The organism is Cupriavidus sp. 01L415 (genome assembly GCF_056400065.1).
In genome coordinates, this window is sequence record NZ_JBFTSP010000001.1 from 844,391 (window position 1) to 867,017 (window position 22,627).

Below are 22,627 nucleotides of genomic sequence, written 5' to 3' on the forward strand. Positions count from 1 at the left end.
GTTTGACGGAAGTCCCTTAGGAGTTCGAAATGGCAACTAAAGGCAATGGTGGAAGCAGTGGCAACGGGAATAACCGTAGCGCTGTAACGGGCCGGTATGTAACGCCGGGATATGCGAAGTCGCACCCCAACACGACGGTGACAGAGAAGCGGTCGCCCCCGCCTAAACCGACGAAGGGCAAGTGATGGGATAGCCCGGCATCGGCTGCATCAGTGCCGGGCCTACGGGGGAAAACGCGCGTCATTCGTTGCCACAACTGCGCGCGATGTGCCAAAGCGAAATTTGGTCCGGGGATCACGGTTCAAATTATTACAATGGCGAATCTCAATTTTGTGCAAAGGGGGCAACGTGCCTTTTCCCTGGCAATGTCCATACTGCGGCCGTCACGCCACGGTCGGCGAGGGCAACGTATCCAGCGACTCACACAACTTCGATCGCGGGAACAAGGATGGCCTATCTTCTCTGACTACGACGATCATTGTCTGCCCAAACCCGCAGTGCTGCGAATACACCATTGATGTAAGGTTGTATGGGCACAGTAAAAAGTCTGGGGCGTACGAAAGGGACAGCAAACCCCGCCAAGATTGGAGACTGCGCCCCGAGTCAAGCGCCAAGCCGATGCCGCCTTATGTGCCTCGTCCGATCGTCGTTGACTACGAGGAAGCATGCCGCATTCGCGACCTCAGCCCCAAGGCATCTGCGACACTTTCTCGTCGTTGCCTACAAGGGATGATTCGGGACTTCCATGGTGTCAGGGAGGGCACCTTGGCGAAAGAAATTGAGAAGATCAAGGACAAGATTGACCCGGTAACGTGGGACTCCATTGAAGCAGTGCGCAAGATCGGGAACATCGGCGCGCATATGGAGAAGGACATCAACGTAATTGTCGATGTCGAACCCGAGGAGGCTGGCTTGCTAATCGGATTGATCGAATCACTGATCGAGGACTGGTACATTGCACGTCAGCAACGGGCAGAGCGCCATGCGGCAATCCAAGCATTAGCTGCCCAGAAAGAAGCCGCGCGGAAGGCTGGTCCGACTCAGGGTGCGGGTGCTGCTCAGCCGAATCCATAGGATAGCTAGCCGCCTGTTGTCAGCCGTTCTATGGCGCCAATCAGCCGATGAGCGGGCAGCCCATCGCCCGCTCCATATGCAGCAGCAACGCCCTGCTCTGCGTGCCCCATCAAGGCCATGCGCACGTCAGGCGCCACACCAGCGGCCCGACACATGTCAGCAAAACCATGTCGCCACGAATGGAAGGTGATGCGCTTGTCCTTGATCTTGAGGGTATTGCGCAGCAGCCGACCATAGCGCTTCGAAAAGGCGGCAGACACGATCCCATGCTTGTCCGCCTTGGCGGGGAACAGCGGGCCATCCTGCCGCGCGTGCACCCATTCCGCGAAGTCGCGCACCGGCTCAGCAAGCGGCACCCATCGACGGCTGCCCTCGTTCTTAAGGCGAAGGGCTACACCCTCGTCGTGATCGCCCTCGTCGGTAAGCGTGAGGCCAGGTATTCCCTCGCGGGTCTGCAAGTCCTCGCGGCGTAGCTGGTGCAGTTCGTTCAGCCGGGCACCTGTCCAACGGGCCAGCCGGGGCAGCCAGTACATTGCGGGGTCTGATTCTCTCCCGCCCTCGGTAACAGCCATAACGGCCTCTGCCTGCTCGGGGCTGTAGGGTTTCCGCAGTTCTACGGCCCGCTTCGGTGGCGGAAGCTCTGCGTTCTCGGCATGGTTCACTTCGATCAGGCCGCGAGACTTGGCGACGCCCAAAAGCAAGCGGATAAATCCAATCTTCTTGTTCGTGGTGGCGACACTGTTGCCTGCCGCTATCCAGTGGTCACGCATGGCGATGATGATCTGCCGTTTGATGGCGTGGATGTCCGGGTCTTTCGCTTCCCGGACTGCGCGGGTCACAGCGTCCACAGTCTTGGCCGTAGGCTGCCTGTCGCGCTGCCAGAGGGGAATGATCTGCTCAAGGGTGAGGCCCGCCGATGGCTTGGCCTTGGCTTGCTGGCCCGTGTCCGCGTTCTGCGGACTCCCTGACTGCTTTGCAGGGACAATGACGTCCCGTATGGCGGGCGGGATGGGGGCTTGCCCTGCCTCGACCCTACGCCGCTCCACGATGGCCCAAACCCGCTCCAGCCGGTCTGCCTCGGCCTCGTCCCTTCCCTGCTGCTCGTCCTCGGCATCCCAATGCGCCGCCGCTTCCTCGGCATGCCTATGGCTGGCGGCCTCATCCCAATAGGCGGGGTCCAGATTCTCCACTGCGACGGGCTGCGCGGGCTCCCCCAATAGTTGGGCGATGTGTGCAGCGTCGGCCTGTTTTCCCTTGGCCACGTCGCGCAGGGCTTCCCACTCGCTGTCCAAATCCACAGATACGCGACGCGCTATGCGTGCGGCTTCGTCGTGGTCTTTCGTGCGGAGGCTGCGAACGATCTCCCGTTTGCCGGGGTAGTGCCCGAGGAGGTCAGCGGGAATTTTGCGGCGAAAGTAGTAGGTGCCTTCGCGTCTGGTGAGGTGGTTGGATTTCGCCATGTTCGCACTCTGTCTGAGAGGGTTGGTGTAACAGACACCGGACAGCGCACAGCTTGGAAACCCGCCCCAAAAAACAAAACCCCGGAAGACCGCGATCTTCCGGGGTTCGCCGCCATTGCTGGCGGAGACGGAGGGATTCGAACCCTCGATCCAGGTTTTGGCCCGGATGCTCCCTTAGCAGGGGAGTGCCTTCGACCTCTCGGCCACGTCTCCCAAACTTGCGTTGTGCGAGGGAGGCCGCACAACGAAGCGCGTATTCTAGCGAGGCTGCATCAACTGGTCAATGAAATTTCGATGACCGGCCTTGCAAAAAAACGATACGTCCCCGCCAGGAAACAAACCTCAAATTCGGATCACGCCTGATCCAGTTCGAACACCTTGTGCAGCGCGCGCACGGCGAGCTCCATGTACTTCTCGTCGATCAGCACCGAGATCTTGATTTCCGAGGTGGAGATCATCTGGATGTTGATGCCTTCTTCCGACAGCGTGCGGAACATCTTGCTGGCGATGCCGACGTGCGAGCGCATGCCCACACCCACCACCGACACCTTCGACACCTTCGGGTCGCCCGACACGCTCGCGGCGCCGATATGGCCCTTCACGTTGTCGTTCAGGATCGTCAGCGCGCGCTGGTAGTCGCCGCGCGGCACGGTGAAGGTGAAGTCGGTCTTGCCGTCCACCGACTGGTTCTGGATGATCATGTCGACGTCGATGTTCGCGTCGGCGATCGGGCCCAGGATCTGGTAGGCGATGCCCGGCTTGTCCGGCACGCCCAGGACAGTGATCTTGGCTTCGTCACGGGCAAAGGCGATGCCGGAGATGACGGCTGCTTCCATTTCAGACTCTTCCTCAAAAGTAATCAGCGTGCCCGAGTGCATTTCCTGCTCGAGCGGCATCAGGGGGTCGGTCAGCGACGACAGCACGCGCGTTTTCACGCGGTATTTGCCGGCGAACTCCACCGAGCGGATCTGCAGCACCTTGGAGCCCAGGCTGGCCATTTCCAGCATTTCCTCGAAGGTGATCTGGTCCAGTCGTCGAGCGTCTTCGACCACGCGCGGATCGGTCGTGTACACGCCATCCACATCGGTATAGATCAGGCACTCGTCGGCTTCGATGGCGGCGGCAATGGCCACTGCCGAGGTATCGGAGCCGCCGCGGCCCAGCGTCGTGATGTTGCCGTCGTCGTCGATGCCCTGGAAGCCCGTGATCACCACCACGCGGCCCGCGTCCAGGTCACCCAGGATACGCTCGTCATCGATCGATTCGATGCGGGCCTTGGTGTAGGCCGAATCGGTTTTCACCGGCACTTGCCAGCCGGTGTAGCTGACCGCGTTGATGCCTTCGCCGTGCAGCGCGATGGCCAGCAGCGCCACGCTGGCTTGCTCGCCAGTGGAGGCCAGCATGTCCAGTTCACGCGGATCCGGCTGCGCGGAAATTTCCTTGGCAAGGGCCAGCAGGCGATTGGTCTCGCCCGACATGGCCGAAGGCACCACGACAACGCGGTGACCGGCGCGGTGCCACTTGGCTACGCGCTTGGCGACATTCTTGATGCGTTCCGAGGAACCCATCGAAGTGCCGCCGTATTTGTGAACGATGAGAGCCATCTTCTTGTCGACGCCAGCGATTGTGCAAAGCCCTTGAAAATACACGAAGACCGCCCGCCAGGCAAGGCGGCGGCGGGGCTGGCGGTCCGGTGCGAGTGACCTGCCGGGCGCTAATCGGCCGCCTCAGGAGGCGTGCACGGCGCCTTCGCCCCAGGGCATCCACTCCACACGCCAGCGCGGCGCATGGGGCGCGTCGGCCGCCCATCGGCGGTGCATGCCCAGACCTGCCGCCATGACCAGCGTATCGCCGCTCCAGAGCAACGGCAGGTACGCCCGGCGCCAGGCGGGAATGGCGGCTTCCTGGAAGGCCTGCTTGAGCGCCCGCGCCGGGCCGCCGGGCCGCAGGACGATGCGCTCGCCCCCCGCCCTGCCCGTCAGGCGTAGCGGCTGGCGCAGCACGGCGTCGGGCACGCCAAACGAGTCGTCGCGCGTGAAGTGCAGCGCTCCACGCCATGCGGGTACGACCAACCGGGCCTCGCCCTGCCAGTCAAAACTGAACGGTGCCGGCGCAGTCCGCGGGACGGCATGGCAGGCCAGCACCTTGTCGCGGAATCGCCTGAGCACCAGCCCGTCATGCGCGATCGCCGGCTCGCCGCCATCGCGCTCGATCAGTTGTGCACGCATCGCGGCCAGCCGTGCGGTGGATGGCGCCTGGACGCCAAGATCGCGCAACCAGTGGCGCAGTACGCCGTCTGCCTGATCGGCTGGTAGCGCTCGCAGACCAGCGAGATCGAGTTCCGAGAGCGTCTCCGGGTCTCGGCCGGGGCCCGCCAGCGCGGCGAGTTCGCGCACGGCCAGCGCATCGAGCAGACTGGCCGCCTGCCCGAAGTGCGCGGCAGCCTGCGTCACGCTGCCATACAGCGCCGGGAACGCCTGCAGCAGCGTCGGCAGTTGGGCGCGCAGCGCATTGCGGGCATAGCGGGGGTCGGTGTTGGAGGGATCGTCGATCCATTGCAACTGCTGTGACTGGCAATAGGCGTCAATGTCCGCGCGAGGTACCTCCAGCCACGGCCGCAGCAGTTGCACATCACCCTGCCCGTCCAGCGGCCGTTGCGCTGGCATGCCGGCCATGCCGGCCACACCGGTGCCGCGGAACAGCCGCAGCAGCACGGTTTCAACCTGATCGTCGCGATGGTGGGCGAACAGCAGCAGGCCCGCCCCCTGCGCGCGGCACATGCGGCCGAGCGCTTCGTATCGGGCGCGGCGCGCGGCGGCCTCGATCCCCTCGCCCGCCGCAGCCTGTACCGTCACGCGCTCACTGACGAGCGGCACCTGCCAGTCGCGGCACAATGACTCGCAGAACCGGTCCCAGTCATCGGCCTGCGCCTGCAGACCGTGATGGATATGCAGCGCGACCACGCGCGCCGGTGGCGAGACGCCGGCGACGGCCGCGCACGCGGCGTGCAGCAGCGCGACCGAATCGCGTCCGCCCGAGAGCGCCACGGCAACGGTCGGCGGTGCGCCGCTGCCAGAAACAACAAAGGCCGCACCGGCCTGGAGAGCCTGTGCGACCTTGTCGGTCAGACGCGCGGTCAGTTGCGCGGGCACGGGATCGGGTGTCCCGTCTCGCGCATCATTCCGGAGCGCCGGTTTCCTTGAACTTGCCATAGGCCATCAGGCGCTCGTGCCGGCGTGCCTGCAATTCCTTCACGCTCATGCCCTGGAACTGGCGCAGCGATTCGGCCAGCGTGCGCTTGAGCATGGTGGCCATCGCCTTCGGATCGCGGTGCGCGCCGCCCAGCGGCTCGTTCACGATCTTGTCGATCAGGCCCAACGCCTTCAGGCGGTGCGCGGTCAGGCCCAGGGCCTCGGCAGCCTCGGGCGCCTTCTCGGCGGTCTTCCAGAGGATCGACGCGCAGCCTTCCGGCGAGATCACAGCGTAGGTGGCGAATTGCAGCATCTGCACCACGTCGCCCACGGCAATCGCCAGCGCGCCGCCGGAGCCGCCTTCGCCGATGATGGTGGCGATCAGGGGCACCTTCAGGCCGGCCATCACATAGAGGTTGTGACCGATGGCTTCCGACTGGCCGCGCTCTTCCGCGTCGATGCCCGGAAATGCGCCCGGCGTATCCACGAAGGTGAAGATCGGCAGGCCGAACTTGTCGGCCAGTTCCATCAGGCGCTTGGCCTTGCGGTAGCCCTCGGGCTTGGACATGCCGAAGTTGCGCAACGCGCGTTCCTTGGTGTCGCGGCCCTTCTGGTGACCGATCACCATGCACGCCTGCCCATTGAAGCGGGCCAGGCCGCCTACGATCGACAGGTCGTCCGCGAAGGCGCGGTCGCCGTGCAACTCATGGAAGTCGGTAAAAATCTCCCGCACGTAGTCCAGGGTGTAAGGACGCTGCGGGTGGCGGGCGATCTGCGCAACCTGCCACGGGCTCAGGTTGGCGTAGATGTCCTTGGTGAGCTGCTGGCTCTTGCCAGCCAGCCACGAAATCTCTTCGGAAATATCAACAGCCGAATCGTCCTGCACAAAGCGCAGTTCTTCGATTTTTGCCTCGAGCTCGGCGATCGGCTGCTCGAAATCCAGGAAGGTGGTTTTCATAGAAACACGGACCTGTCTGTGAAGGGGCGGATTCTACCGGAAAAAAGCCGGTTTCCAACCGCCCAATAAGTTGAATTCACATCACTTTTATGTGAAATCAACACCGTCACTACCTGAAACTGCCCTGCTTCGTTCCTGTTTGTTCCTGCTTGTTCCTAATACGTCACCGGCAACGGGTCGAGGCTGCGCCACATGTACCACGTGGCCACGGTTCGCCAGGGTTCCCAGTTGGCCGCCACTTCGCGCGCCTCACTCCGGGTAACGGGTTCGCCACTGAAATAGTTGGCGGAAATCGCGTTGATGAGGCCCACGTCATCCAGCGGCAGCACGTTCGGCCGCATCAGATTGAACATCAGGAACATCTCGGCCGTCCAGCGTCCGATGCCGCGAATCTGCGTGAGCTCGGCGATCACCGCCTCGTCGTCCATGCCGGTCCATTCATTGACATGGACGCGTCCGGCCTTGAAATGTTCTGCAAGGTCGATGATGTATTCCGCCTTGCGCCGCGACAGGCCGCAGCCGGCCAATGTCTCCGGACCCGCTTTCAGGAACTGTGCCGGCGTCAGGCGCGGACACGTGGCGGCCAGGCGCTCCCAGACCGACTGCGCGGCCTTGACGGAAATCTGCTGCCCGACCACCGAACGCGCCAGCGTGATGAAGGGATCACCGCGCGAAATCAGGTGCGCAGGACCGTAGGTGGGGATCATCTTGCGCAGGATGCGGTCGCGCTTCATCAGGTCGGCGCAGGCCTCGTCCCAGAAGGCCGGCCGCACGGCGTCCATGACCGTTTCCACCGGCAGCGGCACCGCGTTGGCTTCCGGCAGCACAGGCTTGCCGCCCTTTGCCGCCGCCTTGCCTGCAGCCTTGCTCCCGGCCTTGCCCGCGTCCCTGGCGGCAACCTTGCCCGCCACGCTCGCTGTCGTCTTGCCCGCCGGCTTCGGCGCAGCGCGGGTCGTCCGGCTGACCTTCTCCGGCGCGGGCGCGGGCGACTTTGGCTTGCGCGCGGCAGCGTTCAAGCACGCCTCCACTCGGTCGCACCGCCCGGCTTGTCCTCGAGCACCACGCCGGCGGCAAGCAGGTCGGCACGGATCCGGTCGGCTTCCGCGAAATTGCGCTCGGCCTTCGCGGCCTTGCGGGCGGCGATCTGCGCCTCGATCTGCTCCGCGGTGGGACCATCGGCCACCTTGCCGCCTTGCAGGAACGTGTGCGGATCGCGCTCGAGCAGGCCCAGCGTGCCGGCCAGGGCCTTCAGCTGGCGCGCCGCCACGGCGGAACCCGTGCGATTGACCTCGCTGGCCAGATCGAACAGCACCGACATCGCGATCGGCGTGTTGAAGTCGTCGTTCATCGCCTCGGCAAAGCGCTTTGCGTGCGGCTCGTCCCAGTCCACCGCGCAGCCACCGGGCTGCGTTTCCTTGAGCGCCGTGTACAGGCGCGTCAGCGCGTGGCGGGCGTCGTCCAGGTGCGCATCGCTGTAGTTCAGCGGGCTGCGATAGTGCGCGCGGAGGATGAAGAAGCGCACGACTTCCGGGTCATAGGCCTTCAGCACTTCGCGGATCGTGAAGAAATTGCCGAGCGACTTCGACATCTTCTCGTCGTTCACACGCACGAAGCCGTTGTGCATCCACATGTTCACGAATGGCTTGCCGCTCGCGCCCTCGGACTGCGCAATCTCGTTTTCGTGATGCGGGAACTGGAGGTCGGCGCCGCCGCCGTGGATGTCGAAATGCTCGCCCAGGAGCGTGCAGCTCATGGCGGAGCACTCGATGTGCCAGCCCGGGCGGCCACTGCCCCATTTGGAATCCCACTTGCTCTCGGGCGGCTCCGATGCCTTGGCGGATTTCCACAGCACGAAGTCCAGCGGGTCCTGCTTGGCATCATTGGCGGAAACCCGTTCCCCGGCACGCAGATCCTCCACCGACTTGCCGGAGAGCTTGCCGTAGCCCTCGAACTTGCGCACCGAGTAGTTCACGTCGCCATCCGCCGCCTGATAGGCCAGCCCATTGGCCTCAAGCTTTTCGATCAGGTTGAGCATCTGCGGCACGTAATCCGTGGCGCGGGGCTCGTAGTCGGGGCGGATGATGCCCAGCGCGGCGGCGTCCTCGTGCATGAACTGGATGAAGCGCGTGGTGAGCTCGCCGATCGTCTCGCCGTTTTCGGCGGCGCGACGGATAATCTTGTCGTCGATATCCGTGATGTTCTGCACATACGTCACATCGTAGCCGGCGGTGCGCAGCCAGCGGTGCACCATGTCAAACACCACCATCACGCGCGCGTGGCCCACGTGACAATAGTCGTACACCGTCATGCCGCACACGTACATGCGGACCTTGCCGGGTTCGATTGGCACGAAGAGCTGCTTCTCACGCGCAAGCGTGTTGTAGATGTTCAGTTGCTGCATGAAACGATGTGAGTAGTTGAGGCGGCGCCATGGGCGTGCCGCGAGGATCCCGGCCGCCGTGACGCTGCGGGCCATGGCGTGCGGGCCCCATATCTTACCGGAAGCCCCCGCACCGGGTGGCCGCCCGGTGCGCGTGGCCGCTGCCGGGCGCACCGGCCGGCCCACGGACCTGTGCGGCGACCCGTACTGCGACCTGTACTGCACGCCTCGCCGCTTTGCTAGAATGCCGCGGAGTATAACGGACCGCCCTTACATGAGCCTGCTTCTGCCCACCCCGACGATTGCCTCTTCCCGCCGCGATGGCACCCTTTCCGCGCTGGCGGGCGCGCTGGCCGTGGCTGCCGCGCTGATGGTCGCACCGGCGTTCGCGCAGAACGGACCGCTGTCGCTGGCGGCGCCAGCTGCACCGCCGACCGGTCCGCGCTCCGCCGACCCGGGCATGGTGCCGGCCGAAAAGGCCGTCAAGGAAAAACGCTACACCGATGCCGTGGCGGATTTCGACCGCGTGCTGGCCACCAATCCGCGCAACGCCCAGGCCCGATTCCAGCGCGCGTGGTCGCTGGCGCAAGCCGGCCGCGAGGACGAGGCCATCAAGGCCTTCTCCGACATGGCGCAGGACTTTCCGGAACTGCCGGAACCGCATAACAACCTGGCGCTGCTCTATGCCAAGCGCGGCGACCTGAAGCGCGCCGAGGCCGAGCTGCTGGCCGCGCTCGACGCCAAGCCGGATTACGCCGTCGCCTACAGCAACCTGGGCGATGTGTACCGTCGCCTGGCTGAACAGGCGTATGGCGAAGCGGTGCGCCGCAATCCGGGCGATGCGCGTGCAGCGGGCAACCTCCGCCAGCTTCAGCCGGACGGCGCCACGCCGTCCGCCACGACACCAGCCACCGCGCCCGCCGGCAAGGCCTCCGGAACCCCTGCGTCGCGCAGGGCGCCGGCCAGCGCGCCGGCCGCCCGCTGAGGCCCTCCCTCTTTTGTTCACCACCGGTAACGCATCGGGTAAGCGTCGCCGGCTGCCTATCCCGCAACACGGAGTTCAGACATGACCATTTCCCGCCGCATCGTCCTGGCCGGCCTGATGGCCGCGGCCACCGCCTTGTCCCCGCTTGCCGCCATGGCCCAGGGGGCCAGCCCGGCCGCCGCGCAGAAGAACGAGCGCGTGCAATTTGTCACGAACGCCGGCAAGTTCACCGTGGAGGTCTACCCGGATGCCGCGCCCAAGACCGTCGCCAACTTCATGGAATACGTGAAGAGCGGCTTCTACAGCGGCACCATCTTCCACCGTGTGATCAACGGCTTCATGGTCCAGGGCGGTGGCTTTGACCGCGACATGAAGGAAAAGCCGACGCGCGCCCCGATTCCGCTGGAGTCCCAGAACGGCCTGAAGAACAAGACCGGCACGATCGCCATGGCCCGCACGGCCAATCCGAACTCCGCGGCCGCCCAGTTCTTCGTCAATGTGGTGGATAATCCGAACCTCGACTACCCGCAGCCGGACGGCAACGGATATGCCGTATTCGGCAAGGTGGTGGAAGGCATGGATACGATCGAGAAGATCAAGTCCGCACCCACTACGGCCTACGGCCCGATGCGCAATGTGCCGGCCACGCCGATCGTGATCGAGTCGGCCACTGTCGTCAAATAACATCCGAACACAACCGCCCACCGAACAGAGGTAAGCCATGAGCAAGGTACAACTCCACACCACCCAGGGTGTCATCACCATCGAACTCGACGCCGAAAAGGCGCCGAAGTCCGTCGAGAACTTCCTGTCGTACGTGCGCAAGGGCCACTACGACAACACGATCTTCCACCGCGTGATCAAGAACTTCATGGTCCAGGGCGGCGGCTTCGAGCCGGGCATGAAGCAGAAGGACACCGATGCGCCGATCGAGAACGAAGCCGGCAACGGCCTGAAGAACGACCGCTACACCGTGGCGATGGCCCGCACCAACGCGCCGCACTCGGCCACGGCCCAGTTCTTCATCAACGTGGTGGACAACGACTTCCTGAACTTCAGCTCGCCCACGCCGCAAGGCTTTGGCTATGCCGTGTTCGGCAAGGTCGTGGAAGGCACCGATGTGGTCGACCAGATCAAGGCCGTGCGCACCGGCAGCTCGGGCTTCCACCAGGACGTGCCGCTGGAAGACGTGGTGATCCAGAAGGCCGTGGTGGTCGAGTAAGCCTCGCCCGCGCCTGTTTCCCCGTTTGCGGCATGCCTTTCGTCGTGACCAGACACCTTCGACCCGCATGACCGCATCCGCCCGCACGCCGGCGGCCGCACCGATCCCGGTGCAGGCGCCGGCGTGGTTCATTTCCGACCTCCACCTCACGCCCGGCATGCCACGCACGCTGGCCGCCTTCCAGCGCGTGCTGGACCGTGCCGCGCAAAACGCGCGCGCGCTGTTCATCCTGGGGGATTTTTTCGAGTTCTGGGTGGGTGACGAGGAAACCGCCTCGCCATTCGCCGCCGGTGTGGCCGCCGCACTGCGCCAGCTGGCTGAAGCAGGCGTGCCGGTGTACCTGATGCACGGCAATCGCGACTTCCTGCTCGGCCGGCGATTTGCCGCCGCCGCGGGCGCAACGCTGCTGCACGACCCCACCGTGATTGAATGTGCCGGCCTGCGCGTGGTGCTGAGCCACGGCGACATGCTGTGCACCGACGATGAACGCTACATGCGGTTCCGGCGCTGGACGCGCAGGGGCTGGGTGCAACGACTGTTCCTGATGCTGCCGCTGTCGTCCCGGCTGGCCGTGGCGCGCCGCCTGCGCGCGGACAGCGAGGCTGGCCGCGCCCGCCAGCTGGCGAATGCCGACGCCATGCCACCCACCTATGGCGATGCCACGCCATCGGCCGTGTCCGCCCTGCTGGAGGCCAGCAACGCCACCGCACTCGTCCATGGACACACCCACCGCCCTGCCCGCCACGAGCACGACGGCCGTGTGCGCTGGGTACTGACCGACTGGGACCTCGACGGCCGCCATCCGCGTGCCGCGGCGCTGCAGCTCGACGCGGACGGCTTCACCGTCCTGCCACAGACCGACTAACGGCTGACTGACGATGCGCCGACCAGCCTGCCAGTCCCTTACTTCATCAGCTTCCGCAACTCGCTCGCGTCGAAGCGGTCGTTTGGCGTGTTCTCGAGATGCTCGCCGAGCCGGTCGAGTGCGGCCAGCACGGCCTCGATGCGGTCATGCTGTTTGGCCGCGTTGTCGATCAGGCTCTTGAGCGCCAGCGACACCGGATCATCCGCATTCGGCGTGATGCCGTAGGCCGAGAATTCCTGCTTCGCACCCTGCTGCTGCGTCGGCGCATCGGGCATGATGATGCGCGCCGGGATGCCGACTGCGGTGGCACCGGGCGGTACCGGCTTGAGCACGACCGCATTGGAGCCCACTCGCGCACCATCGCCCACGACGAAGCCGCCGAGCACCTTGGCGCCGGCGCTGACCACCACGCCCGCGCCCAGCGTCGGATGCCGCTTCTGCCCCTTGTAGAGCGACGTGCCGCCGAGCGTCACGCCCTGGTAGATCGTGCAGTCGTCGCCGATCTCGGCGGTCTCGCCGATCACCACGCCCATGCCGTGATCGATGAACACGCGGCGGCCCATCCTGACCGCCGGGTGGATCTCGATGCCGGTCAGGAAACGCGACCAGTGCGAGATCCAGCGCCCCAGCCAGCGAAGGCCGCCGCGCCAGCAGGCATGGGCCACGCGGTGGAACACCATGGCGTGCAGGCCGGGATAGCAGGTCAGGACTTCCAGACGACTGTGCGCGGCAGGGTCGCGCAGCATGATCGTGTCGATATCTTCCTTCAGGCGAGTGAACATCTTTGTCGTGTCGTGTTGCCGGGCCGTGCGCCGCGCACCGCTGCGCGGGGCGCGCATGCATGTGAACGGTCGCCGGTGCGGTCATTGGCCGGAGGTACGGCTGGGGGACGGCCGGATCGCGCGGGAGCAGGGAGTGTAAGAGATTCAGGCGCCTGCCGCCGGCCCCTGATGCCGTCAGGGACTTTGTTGTCGATCCGGCTTCAACATCGTGCCGGCGCGCACGCACAGGCCAGCGCCTTCGCCGGCAGGGAGCCTGCCGGGAGCGCGAACCCGCCTTGCGTGTCATGCGCCGCGAAAATTGCCACGGTGTCACCGATCCTTTTTACTTGTCTCGCCATGCCGGAGCGGCGACGTTGTGTCGTCGCCCCGGTCCGGCAAATCAGGGTCGCCTGCGTGTTTCCCACCTTCGTCCGCCAGCACCATGCGCCGGGCGATGCCTCGCAGGATATTGACCTCTTCGCGCTCCAGGCCGCTGCGCGCAAACAGGCGTCGCAGGCGCGACATCAGCTTGCGCGGATTGGCCGGATCTAGGAAGCCGATTGCCGCCAACCCGGCCTGCAGATGACCGAACATCGACTCGATTTGCTCCGCCGTGGCGGGCTCACCAGAATAGCCGATATTCCCCAACCCGTCCGCCGGCGCCCCTGCGGCCTCTAGCTCGTCGAGCAAGGTCAGGCGCATCTCATAGGCGATCAGTTGCACGGCCTGCGCAAGGTTTAGGGACGCATAAACGGGATTGGCCGGAATATGCGTGACGGCCGAGCACCGTTCGACGACGTCGTTGGGCAGACCGTAGCGCTCGTTGCCGAAAACGAAGGCGATAGCGTTATCGGCGCCAGCGGTCAGCACCGCCCGGCCTTGCGCCACGGCCACGCGCGGCATCAGCCGGGGCGGACCGAATTCGCGCGGACGGGCCGTCATCGCCACGGTGAAGGCCGTACCGGCCAGCGCGGACTCGATGTCATGGACGATCCGTGCGCCCGCCAGTACGTCGTCGGCACCGCTGGCCATCGCCACCGCCTCGGGATGGTTGCGCACGTCGGGCTCGCGCGGCGATACCAGCACCAGGCTGCCCGGCGCGTCACCAAACCCCATGGTCTTCATCGCCCGGGCGACCGAGCCGACATTGCCCGGGTGACTGGTTTCCACCAGCACCACGCGCACACGCGAAAAAATGCCAGCCGCATCACTTTTTGGGGTGGGTGAGCTGGCAGGCACGGCCTGGTCTGTGGGGCCGGTGAACTTGTCGATCATGTGAAGCACTCCATCCGCGGTGATTGTTGCCGCCGACTCGTGCGGTGGGCCGGGTTCCTATACAATGCAGCCTTCAAATTTGTTGGCGCAGCGCTTTTTGCTGCCAATGCGCATGCCCGGATCCTGATCCGGTGCCTTGTGCGGCAACTTGGCGACGCCCCTCGTTCTTCTACAATTCGTTGTGTTGTTCGGCCGGATCGGGGCTTGTCCGCGCGCATTCGCCATTGTCTGGCGATCGTTGCCGCGCGCCGCCCCCGCCCTGCCGCCTGGAGAGATTCATGCATCCGATGCTCAATATCGCCGTCAAGGCGGCCCGCAAGGCGGGTTCCATCATCAACCGTGCGTCCATCGACGTCGATCTGGTGCGCGTTTCGCGCAAACAACACAACGATTTCGTGACCGAAGTCGATCGTGCAGCGGAAGCGGCGATCATCGAGATCATCCGCACCGCCTACCCCGAGCACGCCATTCTAGCGGAAGAGTCCGGCCAGTCCTGGACCGAGGACGATGCCGAGCACGAGTACACCTGGGTCATCGACCCGCTCGACGGCACCACCAATTTCATCCACGGTTTTCCCCAGTACGCGGTTTCCATCGCCCAGTTGCACAAGGGCGTGCCGGCGCAAGCCGTGGTCTACGACCCCACCCGTGACGAACTGTTCACCGCCAGCAAGGGCGCCGGCGCGTTCCTGAACAACCGCCGTATCCGCGTGACCCGCCGCGACAAGCTGGCCGATTGCCTGATCGGCACCGGCTTCCCGTTCCGCGACCTGGAGGGCGTGGAGGAATACCTGGAAATGTTTGCGCTGATGACGCGCAGCTGTGCAGGCCTGCGCCGTCCGGGCGCCGCCGCGCTGGACTTGGCCTACGTAGCCTGCGGCCGCCTGGATGGTTTCTTCGAACGCGGCCTGAAGCCGTGGGACATGGGCGCCGGCATGCTGCTGATCACCGAGGCCGGCGGCCTGGTCGGCAACTACGCTGGCGAGGCCCGCCAGATGGAGCAAGGCGAAGTGCTGGCGGGCAATCCGAAGGCCTTCGCGCAGATGGTGCGCCTGCTGTCGCCCTACTCGCTCGACAACACCAAGCCGGCCACCAGGATCTGATAATCGGATCGCTGGCACACCCGCCAGCCAGCCACGCGAAACAGGCGCCATTGGCGCCTGTTTTCATTGGCGAGAGCCATTTCTACAAGCTCCGCGCCTGCACGCGCCGTTCATTGTGCGTCTTAGCTGCCGGTGTCGAGCGTGCAGCCTTGCGGCAGCAACGATGGCTTGAAATCGGCGCTACCACCTCGTACCGCGCACGTCCAGTCGCCAGTGGCCCGGCGCCCCACCGTTATCCGCGTACCGGTGACGGCCGGATGCACGTCGCCATTCAGCAGGACAACGATAGCGCCCGACCCGTCGGCGTTGAACGTAAACGTATTCGGCGTGCTGGTCAGCGACGACCGTATATAGCCCAGCGTACCCGCGGGATCCGGAAACGCGAACACCCCGTTGTGCATGCGCTCTTCCACCGGAATCTTGTACGCCGAGGCCTCCCAGAGCGCCCGCGAGATCTGCGACTTGACCACGTAGTCCTGATACTGCGGGATGGCCAGCGCCGCCAGGATGCCAATGATCGCCACCACGATCATCACCTCGATCAGCGTAAAGCCCGCGCGCAGCGCGCGTTGCAGTTCCGTCCGTCTTGTTGTCATCGGCGCCCCGTTTTGTTGTATCGCACCTGCCGGTGCCTCTCCTGCGCTCCCCCCTCTCCTATCCAAATGACGTGCCAGCCCAAAAACGGCACGGAAGTGCCAATAAGTGACATTTTTTGGTCGATTCGTCACTTCGGCAGTGGCCCGGCTGACAAAGTTGCAGCCACGGGACCCGGGCACTGACAAATCTCGTCGCTTCTGCGCTTTCACTTTGAGAATCGGGCACCGGACGAGATCCGGCCAAGGGCCGTACAGTCGGCCCATACTCGACGTGCCTCGATGAGATGTATCCGAGCGAAAATTGAGAACGTAGCGCAGGAGGACGGCCAGGCTGGCAGTAAAATGCCGCTTTGCGCCGCGGCGGGGTGACACACCCCGCTGGCGGCAACCGATATACCGGCGGCCCGGGCAGCGGCCGCCCGAGAGGAATGCATGTCCGTAGAAGCCCTTTCCACCCAAGGCGACCCCACCGACGCCACCCATGACGACAGCGCAGCCGCGGCCGCCCATGACGTGACGGACGCGCCGCAACCTGCGCCCAAGGGCTCCGATACCCGGCGCGGCGCGCCGGAGAAGCACACGCCCATGATGCAGCAGTACCTTCGCATCAAGGCCGATCACCCCGACACGCTGTTGTTCTACCGGATGGGTGACTTCTACGAACTGTTCCACGACGACGCGGAAAAAGCGGCAAGGTTGCTCGACATCACGCTGACCTCGCGCGGGCAGTCGGGCGGCGTGCCGATCCGCATGGCCGGCATTCCGTTTCATTCGGTGGACCAGTACCTCGCCAAGCTGGTCAAGCTCGGCGAGTCCGTGGCGATCTGCGAACAGATCGGCGATCCGGCGACCAGCAAGGGGCCGGTCGAGCGCAAGGTCGTACGCATCGTCACGCCCGGCACGTTGACCGACGCCGCGCTGCTGCCAGACAAGGTCGACACCTTCCTGATGGCCGTACACCAGCAGACCACGCGCGGCGGCGTCAGCAAGACCGGCCTGGCCTGGCTCAACCTGGCCAGCGGCGAACTGCGGCTGATGGAGTGCGAAGCCGCCCAGCTGGGCCGTGAACTCGAACGGATCCGGCCCGCCGAATTGCTGCATGCGGACGGCATCGACCTGCCCGCGCTGGCTTGCGCACGCACGCGACTGCCGGAGTGGCATTTCGACCAGGACGCCGGCACGCGCCGCCTGCGCGAACAGATCGGCGTGGCCAGCCTGGAGCCCTTCGGCTGCGCGGGGCTGGGCGCCGCGCTCGGCGCGGCGGGTGCGCTGCTGAACTATGCCGCTTCCACACAGGGCCAGTCCCTGCGGCACGTGCAGGGCGTTACGGTGGAGCGCGAGTCTGAATTCGTCGGGCTCGACTCGGCCACGCGCCGCAACCTGGAGCTGACCGAAACGCTGCGCGGCGGCGAATCGCCCACGCTGTTCTCGCTACTCGACACCTGCGCCACGGCAATGGGTAGCCGCGCGCTGCGTCACTGGCTCCATCACCCGCTGCGCGACCCCGCGCTGCCGCAGGCACGCCAGCAGGCCATCGGCGTGCTGATCGCACAAAGCCCGGACGCGCTGCGGGCCACGCTGCGCCGGCTGTCTGACGTGGAGCGCATCACCTCGCGGCTGGCGCTGCTATCGGCACGCCCGCGCGACCTGTCCTCGCTGCGCGACACCTTGCGCGCGCTGCCCGACGTCAACGCCAATGTCACGCTGAGCGACGATGCGCCGCTACTGGCCCAGACCGTGGAGGAACTCGAGGTTCCCGAGGATTGCCTGGACCTGCTGGTGCGCGCCGTGGCCGAAGAACCGGCTACCGTGCTGCGCGATGGCGGCGTGATCGCACGTGGCTATGACGCGGATCTTGACGAGCTGCGCGACATTTCCGAGAACTGCGGCCAGTTCCTGATCGACCTGGAGGCTCGCGAGCGCACCCGCACGGGCATCGCCAATCTGCGCGTCGAGTACAACCGCGTGCACGGTTTCTATATCGAGGTCACCAACGGGCAGGCAGACAAGGTGCCCGACGACTATCGCCGCCGCCAGACGCTGAAGAACGCGGAACGCTACATCACGCCCGAACTCAAGGCTTTCGAGGACAAGGCGCTGTCCGCGCAGGATCGTGCGCTGGCGCGCGAGAAACAGCTCTACGAAGCCCTGCTCCAGGCACTGCTGCCGCATATCGGCAACCTGCAGCGCGTGGCCGGCGCGCTGGCGCGGCTTGACGTGCTGGCGGCCCTGGCCGAACGCGCCCAGACGCTGGACTGGACGCAGCCCGAGCGCGTCAGCGAAAACGTGATCGACATCGTGCAGGGCCGGCACCCCGTGGTGGAAGGCCAGCTTGCGGCGGAATCGGTGGCCTTCATCGCCAACGACTGCCAGCTCACCGAAGCGCGCAAGCTGTTGCTGATCACCGGCCCGAACATGGGCGGCAAGTCGACGTTCATGCGCCAGACCGCACTGATCGTGCTGCTGGCCTGCGTGGGTGCCTGGGTACCGGCGCGCCGCGCCGTGATCGGCCCCGTGGACCGCATCTTCACCCGCATCGGCGCGGCCGATGACCTGGCGGGCGGACGCTCCACGTTCATGGTCGAGATGACGGAAGCCGCCGGCATCCTGCACCACGCGACGCCGTCGAGCCTGGTGCTGATGGATGAAATCGGCCGTGGCACCTCAACCTTCGACGGCCTCGCGCTGGCGTGGGCGATCGCGCGGCACCTGCTGTCCCACAACCGCAGCCACACGCTGTTCGCCACACACTATTTCGAACTGACACAACTGCCGCAGGAATTCCCGCAGGCGGCCAACGTGCACCTGTCGGCGGTCGAGCACGGCGACGGCATTGTGTTCCTGCATGCGGTGCAGGACGGCCCGGCAAGCCAGAGCTATGGCCTGCAGGTGGCGCAGCTGGCCGGCGTGCCGCAGCCGGTGATCCGCGCAGCGCGCAAGCACCTGGCCTGGCTGGAGCAACAGTCGGCGGATGCCACGCCCACGCCGCAGATGGACTTGTTTGCCGCCCCGTCTACCCAGCCCAACTCGCCCGATGAAGAGGATGACGAGGGCGGCATGTCGTCGGGTCTGACACCTGCCCTCTCGTCCGCGCAGGCCGCGACGCTCGAGGCGCTAGCCGATATCGACCCCGACAGCCTGACGCCGCGCGACGCCCTGGACGCGCTATACAGGCTCAAGGCCCTGACGGAGACCACGCGCACGGTATGACAGCCCTTCGCTGGTCACGGCGGGCCAAGGCAATCGTCGCAACTGGCTTCCTCTCTTGCGTCGCCTCATGCTGCGCCCTCCTCGCGGTGCCCATCGTGGCGCCCACGATGGCCCACGCCGCTCGTGTGAGCAAGGTCACGCCCTCGCCCGCGCCCGCGGTAGAGCCACTGCGCGTGGCGCTGATTGCAGACGTGCCGCAGTGGCCCGCAGCTGAGGCGGAAACGGCCACGCTGTTCGAGACCATGGCCTCACGCCAGATCGACCTGGTCATCCACGCCGGCGGCATCAAGGGCGATACCGAATCCTGCGGGGATGCCGTGCTCGCCGCGCGTCAGCGCGTACTGGACGAGGCGCCTCTGCCCGTGATCTACGTGCCGGGCGAGAACGACTGGGCCGAGTGCCAGAAACCGGTCAACGGACAGTTCGATGCCGTGGAACGGCTCAACCGGTTACGCGAACTGTTCTTCCCGGTCGATGCCACGCTTGGGCGGCAAACGCTACCCGTCATCCGGCAGTCGGACCAGGCGCTGTTCCGCAGCTATCGCGAGAATGTCAGGCTGTTGAAGGGCAACGTCCTGCTGGTGGGCCTGAATCTGCCCGGTGACAACAACCACTACCGCACGGAAGGCGGTCGCAATGGCGAATTCGAGGATCGCCGCGAAGCCAATCGCCAGTGGCTGGCCCGCGCGTTCTCCGTCGCGGCACAGCATGATGTGGCGGGCGTCGTCGTTGTCGCGCACGGCGACCCGCAGTTCGGCAATGGCTGGGAAAAGCGTGGCAAGCCATCGCTTTTCGACGCCTTCGTGCGGCGCGGCGCGCGCGACGGCTACCTGGAATTCAAGCGTCAGCTACGCGATCTGACAGGCAAGTTCTCCGGGCAGGTATTGCTGGTCCATGCCGGCGATGGCAGCTTCAGCGTGGACAAGCCCCTGCGCGACGCCGCCGGCAAAGTCGTGGCCAACTTCACGCGCGTGGTGCTGCCAGTAGGATCGCCGTCGCAATGGACGGAGCTGATGGTGTCGCCCGGTACGAAGTCGGTGTTCCAGGTACGGCTGCAGAGCGGTCCCAAGGACAACTGAACGCTGGATTGACATGGCGTCGCAATGCAACCGGGGCTGAGCCGGACCAAAAGCCAGGCCAGGATGGGACGACAGCGACGCGCCCGACGCAGGCAACAAAAAAGCCGGCAAGCTGTCGGATGACATTTGCCGGCTTTCTTGCCTGCGACGACCCATCGCAGTAGCGACCCACCGCGAGGGTGGTATCGCATATCGCTCAGAAATTGATGTCAGTGCAGCGTGCGAGGCTTGTCCTCGTCGCCGTCTTCATCTTCGTCGACGACCTCCACACCCGATGCGCCGTGTGCATGGCCGTGCTCGACCTCGTCGGCCGTCGCTTCACGCACTTCCGATACCTTCAGCCAGAAGCGCAGCGCCATGCCTGCCAGCGGGTGGTTGCCATCGAGCACCACCTTGTCCTCGGCCACATCGGTCACCGTGTAGATGATGGAGTCGTCATCGTCGCCGTCCTCGGGCACACCCTCGAACTGCATGCCGACTTCCAGCGGCTCCGGAAAGCGGTTGCGCGGCTCCACCTTCACGAGATCGGCGTCGTAGTCGCCAAACGCTTCTTCGGGTTCCAGCTGCAGCTGCGTCTCGAAGCCGGCGTCGTGGCCGTCCAGTGCTTCCTCGATTTTGGGGAACGTGCCATCATACCCGCCGTGCAAATAGACCATGGGCTCGTCCGACTCTTCAATCAGGTTGCCCTGCGTGTCCGACAGCTTGTACATCACGGACACCACCGTGTTCTTAGCGATTTTCAATTCTTGACTCCATGAGCGATTCCGCATTATACGCGCAGGCTATGCCTGCGGGACCTGTTGATCCCGACGCGCCGCTCACGCTGCTCGGGGGCATGACGCCCGCGGCGTTCATGCGTGACATCTGGCACCGCAAACCCTTGCTGATTCGACAGGCGGTGCCTGGAATCGTGCCACCAGTGTCGCGGGAAGCGCTTTTCGAACTGGCCGACCACGAGGCCGTCGAGTCCCGGCTGGTGTCGTACTTTCGCAACCGCTGGAAGCTCGAACACGGGCCGTTCGCCGAAGACAACCTGCCGTCACGCAAGACGGGCAAGTGGTCGCTGTTGGTCCAGGGCGTGAACCTGCACAACCAGGCCGCAGCGGACCTGATGAGCCAGTTCCGCTTCGTCCCCGACGCGCGGCTGGACGATGTGATGATCAGCTACGCCACCGACGGTGGCGGCGTGGGCCCGCACTTCGACTCATACGACGTTTTCCTGCTGCAAGTATCGGGCCGGCGTCGCTGGCGCATTTCGTCACAAACGAAGCTCGACCTGATTCCCGACATGCCGCTGAAGATCCTGTCCGATTTCACCTCGGAACAGGAGTGGGTACTCGAGCCCGGCGACATGCTCTATCTGCCGCCACAATATGCGCACGACGGCGTGGCCGAAGGCGAATGCATGACTGCCTCCATCGGCTTCCGCGCTCCCGCGTACCGGGAACTGGCGGGGCATTTCCTGGCCTGGTTGTCTGAAACGGTGGAAGGCAACGAGGAACTGGACGGCCGCTACGCAGACGCAGGCGAGGCCGCCACCTCGCACCCGGCACAGTTGCCCGCAGGGCTCGCGCGCGCCGTGGCCGACCGCCTGCAGGCCATGAAATGGAATGCCGGCATGGTCTCGGAATTCCTCGGCACACACCTGTCCGAGCCCAAGCAGTCAGTCGAATTCGCGGAGGTCGAAGAGATTCCGCTGCGCAAGTATGCGAAGCTGGCCCAGGCACATGGCGTGGTCCTTGCCCCGGGCTCCATTGCGCTCTATGACCGCACCCATTTTTTCCTCAATGGCGAAGCGTACGAGCCGCCCGCCCCGCTGGGGAAATGGCTGCGTCGTCTGGCCGATGCGCGACATCTGACTTCCGAGGAAATGAACGCGTGCGCATCATTGCCAGACCTGATGGAGACATTCCATGATTGGACGCTTGAAGGCTGGCTGCAGATCGCGCCGGTACGCGTGTAATAATGCGTAACAAAGAGAACCAGTAAATTTCGACTGTACACAAGGCGGGAAAACGCGGATATAATCGCCCGCTGGCTAGTACTGTGTACCACTGCATTGTCGGCACCCGGGAGAGCCTCAAATTTGCAGTTCAAGAGCGATAATTACCGGTAATTATTCATCGCCTGTTTTTCAGTTATTAAAAGTTAAAGGACGAACAAATGAAGAAGTCTCTCCTGATCGCATCCCTGCTGGCTGCTGTTGCCCTGGCCGCTTGCGGCAAGAAAGAAGAAGCCGCTGCTCCGGCCGCTGACACCGCCGCTCCGGCTGCTGCCGCCCCCGCCGCTGACGCTTCGGCTCCCGCCGCTGCTCCGGCCGCTGACGCTTCGGCTCCGGCCGCTGCTCCGGCTGCTGACGCCTCGGCTCCGGCCGCTGACGCTTCGGCTCCGGCTGCCAAGCAGTAATCGGATTCGTCCGATAAAAAAAGCCGACCTTCGGGTCGGCTTTTTTTATTTCCGGTGATTTT

Annotated in this window: 20 protein-coding genes and 1 tRNA gene; 10 read left to right on the forward strand and 11 right to left on the reverse strand. The window is 65.0% G+C overall.

What is annotated here, in order from left to right; genetic code table 11:
* Positions 1 to 618 precede the first annotated feature (618 nt).
* Entirely contained in the window at positions 619 to 1,074 is a 456-nt protein-coding gene (locus AC1DOX_RS03885; protein WP_441615226.1) for a DUF4145 domain-containing protein, read from the forward strand.
* Positions 1,075 to 1,079: 5 nt separating this feature from the next.
* Here AC1DOX_RS03885 and AC1DOX_RS03890 read toward each other — a convergent pair whose 3' ends face one another.
* The 7 genes from AC1DOX_RS03890 to cysS form a co-directional block, all read right to left on the reverse strand.
* The gene (locus AC1DOX_RS03890) at positions 1,080 to 2,534 is read right to left on the reverse strand and encodes a DUF6538 domain-containing protein (protein ID WP_441615228.1); all 1,455 of its coding nucleotides are present in this window, start codon (positions 2,532 to 2,534) and stop codon (positions 1,080 to 1,082) included.
* A 119-nt stretch (positions 2,535 to 2,653) separates the two neighbouring features.
* Positions 2,654 to 2,747, reverse strand: a tRNA-Ser gene (locus tag AC1DOX_RS03895).
* A gap of 140 nt (positions 2,748 to 2,887) precedes the next feature.
* Positions 2,888 to 4,138: an aspartate kinase gene (locus AC1DOX_RS03900; RefSeq protein WP_441615230.1), complete on the reverse strand. Its 1,251-nt coding sequence runs from the start codon at positions 4,136 to 4,138 to the stop codon at positions 2,888 to 2,890.
* 123 nt (positions 4,139 to 4,261) lie between these two features.
* On the reverse strand, positions 4,262 to 5,746 hold the full coding sequence (gene tilS / locus AC1DOX_RS03905; RefSeq protein ID WP_441615232.1) for a tRNA lysidine(34) synthetase TilS: 1,485 nt from the start codon (positions 5,744 to 5,746) through the stop codon (positions 4,262 to 4,264).
* The gene (locus AC1DOX_RS03910) at positions 5,712 to 6,683 is read right to left on the reverse strand and encodes an acetyl-CoA carboxylase carboxyltransferase subunit alpha (protein ID WP_441615234.1); all 972 of its coding nucleotides are present in this window, start codon (positions 6,681 to 6,683) and stop codon (positions 5,712 to 5,714) included. Before AC1DOX_RS03910 ends, tilS begins: the two co-directional genes overlap by 35 nt.
* Positions 6,684 to 6,838: 155 nt before the next feature.
* Complete coding sequence (locus tag AC1DOX_RS03915; protein WP_441615236.1) at positions 6,839 to 7,699, reverse strand: DNA-3-methyladenine glycosylase family protein; 861 nt, start codon at positions 7,697 to 7,699, stop codon at positions 6,839 to 6,841.
* A complete protein-coding gene (gene cysS / locus AC1DOX_RS03920; RefSeq protein WP_441615634.1) occupies positions 7,696 to 9,084 on the reverse strand; it encodes a cysteine--tRNA ligase in 1,389 nt (462 codons plus the stop codon). Before cysS ends, AC1DOX_RS03915 begins: the two co-directional genes overlap by 4 nt.
* Before the next feature lie 253 nt (positions 9,085 to 9,337).
* On the opposite strand from cysS, the gene AC1DOX_RS03925 reads away from it, so the two are divergent.
* The 4 genes from AC1DOX_RS03925 to AC1DOX_RS03940 all read left to right on the forward strand — a co-directional run bounded on the left by AC1DOX_RS03925 (position 9,338) and on the right by AC1DOX_RS03940 (position 12,135).
* The gene (locus AC1DOX_RS03925; protein ID WP_441615238.1) at positions 9,338 to 10,048 is read left to right on the forward strand and encodes a tetratricopeptide repeat protein; all 711 of its coding nucleotides are present in this window, start codon (positions 9,338 to 9,340) and stop codon (positions 10,046 to 10,048) included.
* Positions 10,049 to 10,129: 81 nt separating this feature from the next.
* Positions 10,130 to 10,732, forward strand: coding sequence for a peptidylprolyl isomerase (locus AC1DOX_RS03930; protein ID WP_092138663.1), 603 nt, complete (start codon positions 10,130 to 10,132; stop codon positions 10,730 to 10,732).
* Positions 10,733 to 10,769: 37 nt separating this feature from the next.
* Positions 10,770 to 11,270: a peptidylprolyl isomerase gene (locus AC1DOX_RS03935; RefSeq protein WP_092138664.1), complete on the forward strand. Its 501-nt coding sequence runs from the start codon at positions 10,770 to 10,772 to the stop codon at positions 11,268 to 11,270.
* Positions 11,271 to 11,337: 67 nt separating this feature from the next.
* The gene (locus AC1DOX_RS03940; RefSeq protein WP_441615241.1) at positions 11,338 to 12,135 is read left to right on the forward strand and encodes a UDP-2,3-diacylglucosamine diphosphatase; all 798 of its coding nucleotides are present in this window, start codon (positions 11,338 to 11,340) and stop codon (positions 12,133 to 12,135) included.
* Between the two features lie 38 nt (positions 12,136 to 12,173).
* Here the strand turns inward: AC1DOX_RS03940 and cysE are convergent, their stop codons facing one another.
* Positions 12,174 to 12,917 (reverse strand): serine O-acetyltransferase, encoded by a 744-nt coding sequence (cysE, locus tag AC1DOX_RS03945; protein WP_092139130.1) that lies wholly within the window; start codon positions 12,915 to 12,917, stop codon positions 12,174 to 12,176.
* A gap of 309 nt (positions 12,918 to 13,226) precedes the next feature.
* Positions 13,227 to 14,171 (reverse strand): RNA methyltransferase, encoded by a 945-nt coding sequence (locus AC1DOX_RS03950; protein WP_441615244.1) that lies wholly within the window; start codon positions 14,169 to 14,171, stop codon positions 13,227 to 13,229.
* 278 nt (positions 14,172 to 14,449) lie between these two features.
* Here AC1DOX_RS03950 and AC1DOX_RS03955 point away from each other — a divergent pair, with 278 nt between their 5' ends.
* A complete protein-coding gene (locus tag AC1DOX_RS03955; protein ID WP_441615246.1) occupies positions 14,450 to 15,274 on the forward strand; it encodes an inositol monophosphatase family protein in 825 nt (274 codons plus the stop codon).
* A 122-nt stretch (positions 15,275 to 15,396) separates the two neighbouring features.
* On the opposite strand, the gene AC1DOX_RS03960 is transcribed toward AC1DOX_RS03955, so the two are convergent.
* Complete coding sequence (locus AC1DOX_RS03960; protein WP_441615248.1) at positions 15,397 to 15,870, reverse strand: pilin; 474 nt, start codon at positions 15,868 to 15,870, stop codon at positions 15,397 to 15,399.
* A gap of 585 nt (positions 15,871 to 16,455) precedes the next feature.
* On the opposite strand from AC1DOX_RS03960, the gene mutS reads away from it, so the two are divergent.
* Both mutS and AC1DOX_RS03970 read left to right on the forward strand, forming a co-directional pair.
* Positions 16,456 to 19,080, forward strand: a complete 2,625-nt coding sequence (mutS, locus tag AC1DOX_RS03965; RefSeq protein WP_441615636.1) for a DNA mismatch repair protein MutS — start codon at positions 16,456 to 16,458, stop codon at positions 19,078 to 19,080.
* 107 nt (positions 19,081 to 19,187) lie between these two features.
* Positions 19,188 to 20,159: a hypothetical protein gene (locus tag AC1DOX_RS03970; RefSeq protein ID WP_441615250.1), complete on the forward strand. Its 972-nt coding sequence runs from the start codon at positions 19,188 to 19,190 to the stop codon at positions 20,157 to 20,159.
* A 209-nt stretch (positions 20,160 to 20,368) separates the two neighbouring features.
* Here AC1DOX_RS03970 and AC1DOX_RS03975 read toward each other — a convergent pair whose 3' ends face one another.
* Complete coding sequence (locus tag AC1DOX_RS03975; protein ID WP_092138669.1) at positions 20,369 to 20,902, reverse strand: FKBP-type peptidyl-prolyl cis-trans isomerase; 534 nt, start codon at positions 20,900 to 20,902, stop codon at positions 20,369 to 20,371.
* Between the two features lie 11 nt (positions 20,903 to 20,913).
* On the opposite strand from AC1DOX_RS03975, the gene AC1DOX_RS03980 reads away from it, so the two are divergent.
* Positions 20,914 to 22,122, forward strand: coding sequence for a ribosomal protein uL16 3-hydroxylase (locus AC1DOX_RS03980; protein WP_441615252.1), 1,209 nt, complete (start codon positions 20,914 to 20,916; stop codon positions 22,120 to 22,122).
* A gap of 200 nt (positions 22,123 to 22,322) precedes the next feature.
* The gene (locus AC1DOX_RS03985; RefSeq protein ID WP_092138671.1) at positions 22,323 to 22,565 is read left to right on the forward strand and encodes a hypothetical protein; all 243 of its coding nucleotides are present in this window, start codon (positions 22,323 to 22,325) and stop codon (positions 22,563 to 22,565) included.
* The last annotated feature ends 62 nt before the right edge of the window (positions 22,566 to 22,627 follow it).

Coding starts and splice junctions, on each gene's coding strand:
- cysS (WP_441615634.1), bottom strand. CDS start 9,084: ATGCAGCAACTGAACATCTACAACACGCTTGCGCGTGAGAAGCAGCTC.
- tilS (WP_441615232.1), bottom strand. CDS start 5,746: ATGGCAAGTTCAAGGAAACCGGCGCTCCGGAATGATGCGCGAGACGGG.
- AC1DOX_RS03960 (WP_441615248.1), bottom strand. CDS start 15,870: ATGACAACAAGACGGACGGAACTGCAACGCGCGCTGCGCGCGGGCTTT.
- AC1DOX_RS03955 (WP_441615246.1), top strand. CDS start 14,450: ATGCATCCGATGCTCAATATCGCCGTCAAGGCGGCCCGCAAGGCGGGT.
- AC1DOX_RS03930 (WP_092138663.1), top strand. CDS start 10,130: ATGACCATTTCCCGCCGCATCGTCCTGGCCGGCCTGATGGCCGCGGCC.
- AC1DOX_RS03885 (WP_441615226.1), top strand. CDS start 619: ATGCCGCCTTATGTGCCTCGTCCGATCGTCGTTGACTACGAGGAAGCA.
- cysE (WP_092139130.1), bottom strand. CDS start 12,917: ATGTTCACTCGCCTGAAGGAAGATATCGACACGATCATGCTGCGCGAC.
- AC1DOX_RS03910 (WP_441615234.1), bottom strand. CDS start 6,683: ATGAAAACCACCTTCCTGGATTTCGAGCAGCCGATCGCCGAGCTCGAG.
- mutS (WP_441615636.1), top strand. CDS start 16,456: ATGATGCAGCAGTACCTTCGCATCAAGGCCGATCACCCCGACACGCTG.
- AC1DOX_RS03980 (WP_441615252.1), top strand. CDS start 20,914: ATGAGCGATTCCGCATTATACGCGCAGGCTATGCCTGCGGGACCTGTT.
- AC1DOX_RS03970 (WP_441615250.1), top strand. CDS start 19,188: ATGGCCCACGCCGCTCGTGTGAGCAAGGTCACGCCCTCGCCCGCGCCC.
- AC1DOX_RS03935 (WP_092138664.1), top strand. CDS start 10,770: ATGAGCAAGGTACAACTCCACACCACCCAGGGTGTCATCACCATCGAA.
- AC1DOX_RS03940 (WP_441615241.1), top strand. CDS start 11,338: ATGACCGCATCCGCCCGCACGCCGGCGGCCGCACCGATCCCGGTGCAG.
- AC1DOX_RS03900 (WP_441615230.1), bottom strand. CDS start 4,138: ATGGCTCTCATCGTTCACAAATACGGCGGCACTTCGATGGGTTCCTCG.
- AC1DOX_RS03890 (WP_441615228.1), bottom strand. CDS start 2,534: ATGGCGAAATCCAACCACCTCACCAGACGCGAAGGCACCTACTACTTT.
- AC1DOX_RS03950 (WP_441615244.1), bottom strand. CDS start 14,171: ATGATCGACAAGTTCACCGGCCCCACAGACCAGGCCGTGCCTGCCAGC.
- AC1DOX_RS03925 (WP_441615238.1), top strand. CDS start 9,338: ATGAGCCTGCTTCTGCCCACCCCGACGATTGCCTCTTCCCGCCGCGAT.
- AC1DOX_RS03985 (WP_092138671.1), top strand. CDS start 22,323: ATGAAGAAGTCTCTCCTGATCGCATCCCTGCTGGCTGCTGTTGCCCTG.